This is a genomic window from Rhodoferax sp. UBA5149 (assembly GCF_002413825.1).
Taxonomy (GTDB): domain Bacteria; phylum Pseudomonadota; class Gammaproteobacteria; order Burkholderiales; family Burkholderiaceae_C; genus Rhodoferax.
Window position 1 is genome coordinate 1 of the sequence record NZ_DHXT01000234.1, and the last position, 3,029, is coordinate 3,029.

Sequence of the window (3,029 nt, forward strand, 5' to 3'; positions counted from 1 at the left end):
GATCCACGAGGGCGGCGAGCTAGGGTATTCGCTGAGCCATTCCTTCGGGGCGGTGTTCGACAACCCCGAACTCATCGTCGCCTGCGTCGTCGGCGACGGCGAGGCCGAAACCGGGCCGCTGGCCACCGCCTGGCATTCCAACAAGTTCCTCGATCCGGCCACCGACGGTGCGGTGCTGCCCATCCTTCATCTCAACGGCTACAAGATCAGCAACCCGACTGTCCTCGGTCGCATCACGCGCGAGGAATTGGAGCAGTTGCTTCGCGGCTACGGCTGTACGCCTTACTTCGTCGAGGGTCACGAACCCGAGCTAATGCATCAGGCCATGGCCGCGACGCTCGACACCGCGGTGGAGCAGATCAAAGGCATCCAGCACAACGCCCGAGTCAACCATGACATGACGCGACCGCGCTGGCCGATGATCGTTCTCAAGTCGCCTAAGGGGTGGACCGGGCCGAAGGTGGTCGATGGCCTGCAGATTGAAGGCACCTTCCGCGCGCACCAGGTGCCTATCATCGTGGATGCCGAACATCCCGAGCATCTACCTCTGCTGGAAGACTGGCTGAGGAGCTACCGGCCAGAGGAACTGTTCGATACGCAGGGCCGACTGAAGCCGGAGCTGGCCGAACTCGCTCCCAAGGGCGAACGCCGCATGGGCGCCAATCCCCACGCCAACGGCGGCATGCTGCTGCGCGACCTGCGGATGCCGGATTTTCGCGACTACGCCGCCAAGGTACCGGTGCCCGGCGCGCCCGGCATCGGCGACACGCACGTGCTCGGACCTTTCCTGCGTGATGTGGCCAAGCTGAACGGCGAGCAGCGCAATTTCCGCGTCTTCGGCCCCGACGAGACGCTGTCCAACGGCCTGGAAGCCCTGTTCGAAGTGACCCAACGCCAATGGGACGCCGCAACCATACCGAACGAAGAGTTTCTCGCGCCCAGTGGGCGCGTGCTTGACTCGATGCTCAGCGAGCACCAGTGCGAGGGCTGGCTCGAGGGCTACCTGCTCACCGGGCGGCATGGGCTCTTCAACTGCTACGAGGCGTTCATCCACATCATCGACTCCATGTTCAACCAGCACGCCAAGTGGCTCAAGGTCACCGCGCACCTGCCGTGGCGACGCAAGATCGCCTCGCTGAATTACTTACTGGCCTCGCACGTCTGGCGCCAGGATCACAACGGTTTCACCCACCAGGATCCCGGTTTCATCGACCACGTGGTGAACAAGAAGGCCGAAGTCGTGCGGGTTTACTTTCCGCCGGATGCGAACTGCCTGCTATCGGTAATGGACCATTGTCTGCGCAGCCGCCACTACGTCAACGTGGTGATCGCGGGCAAGCACCCGGCTCCGCAGTGGCTGACGATGGACGCCGCCGTCAAGCACTGCACCGAGGGCATCGGTATCTGGCAGTGGGCCAGCAATGACCAGGGCGTGGCGTCCGACGTCGTCATGGCTTGCTGCGGCGACGTGCCCACGCTGGAGACGCTGGCCGCCGTCTCGATCCTGCGCGAGCATCTGCCCGACCTCAAGATCCGGGTGGTCAACGTCGTCGACCTGATGAAGCTGCAGCCGCCAAGCGAGCACCCGCACGGCTTGAGCGACACGGATTTCGACGAACTCTTCACCAAAGACAAGCCGGTCATCTTCGCCTACCATGCCTACCCGTGGTTGATCCACCGGCTGACCTACCGCCGCACCAACCACGACAACATTCACGTCCGCGGCTACAAGGAAGAGGGTACCGTCACCACGCCCTTTGACATGACCGTGCTCAACGATTTGGACCGTTTTCACCTCGTGATGGACACCATCGATCGCCTGCCGCAGACCGGTGACAAGGGCGTCTACCTGAAGCAGCAACTCAAAGACAAGCTGATCGAACACAGGCAGTACATCAACAAGAACGGCCAGGACATGCCGGAGATCCGGAACTGGAAATGGGCGGTCGCCGCCCCCTGAAGGAGATACATCATGGCAAAGATAGAAGAACTGGAACTGGACGCCCATCGCAAGCAACTGAACTCCGACGTCACGGCTCTGGTTGAAAAGTACCGTTCGATATTCGAATGGGACGTACCCGACATCGATCAGCGTTATGCGGACCGGCTGATCATCGCTGCGATACGCAAGGCGCTGGACGGCGTCGAGAACACGTTGGCCGAATCCGCGAAACAGTGACAGGCCGGAGGCACTGATCGGTGTCGGCTTGGCCGCCTTGGCGTACGCGCGCCGCAACAAGACGCAAGAATAAGGCGCAGAAATAAAGCGCACTGGGCCGCAAAGGCGTGGCTATCGTGGGGTTTCAGGTGTAGCGCTTGCTGCGCAAATTATTCTTCATCTCGCGCAGCAAGGGCTGCAGCTTTTCGCCACCGATACGCAGGGCCACGCAGGTGGCGAGGATGTCGATGATCATCAAATGCAGCAGACGTGACACCATCGGGCTGTAGCGGTCGTAGCCTTCCGGATGGTCGGCCGCCAGGTGAATGTGGCCCGCTGCCGCCAGCGGGGATCCGCTGGCGGTGATGACGATGGTGGTGGCGCCGTTCTTGCGCGCAATATCGCAGGCGTCCATCAGGTCACGGGTACGGCCCGAGTTGGAGATGACCACGACGCAGTCGCCCGGCCCCAGCAGCGACGCGCTCATCACCTGCATGTGGCCGTCGCTGTAGGCGATGGTGTGCATCCCGAGCCGGAAAAATTTGTGCTGGGCATCCTGTGCCACCACGCCTGAATTGCCCACGCCAAAAAACTCGACGCGCTTGCCGCGTTCGTAGGCTTGCGCCAGCGTCGTGACGGCTTTCTCGATCGCTGCGGTGCTGGCGTCGTTGCGGTATTTCAAAAACGCAGCCACAGTGTTGTCGATTACCTTGACCATGATGTCGCTGGTTTTATCGTCCGCATCGACGCTGCGGTGGATGAAGGGCACGCCTTCGCTCACGCTGCCAGCCAGCTTGAGTTTGAAGTCAGACAGGCCGTCATAGCCCACACTGCGGCAAAAACGCACCACGGTGGGCTTGCTCACGTGCGC

General features: G+C 61.8%; 3 protein-coding genes. 2 read left to right on the forward strand and 1 reads right to left on the reverse strand.

The window, feature by feature from the left end:
• On the forward strand, nt 1-1,960 hold a 1,960-nt coding region (locus B3V69_RS20485; RefSeq protein WP_296449618.1), incomplete at its 5' end, for a phosphoketolase family protein.
• Nucleotides 1,961-1,972: 12 nt separating this feature from the next.
• On the forward strand, nt 1,973-2,179 hold the full coding sequence (locus B3V69_RS20490) for a hypothetical protein (protein ID WP_296449620.1): 207 nt from the start codon (nt 1,973-1,975) through the stop codon (nt 2,177-2,179).
• Between the two features lie 124 nt (nt 2,180-2,303).
• On the opposite strand, the gene B3V69_RS20495 is transcribed toward B3V69_RS20490, so the two are convergent.
• A partial coding sequence (locus B3V69_RS20495) for an SIS domain-containing protein (protein WP_296449623.1) occupies nt 2,304-3,029 on the reverse strand: 726 nt, incomplete at its 5' end.

Excerpts from the sequence above, each read along its gene's own strand:
- B3V69_RS20490 (WP_296449620.1), top strand. The coding sequence starts at position 1,973 with ATGGCAAAGATAGAAGAACTGGAACTGGACGCCCATCGCAAGCAACTG.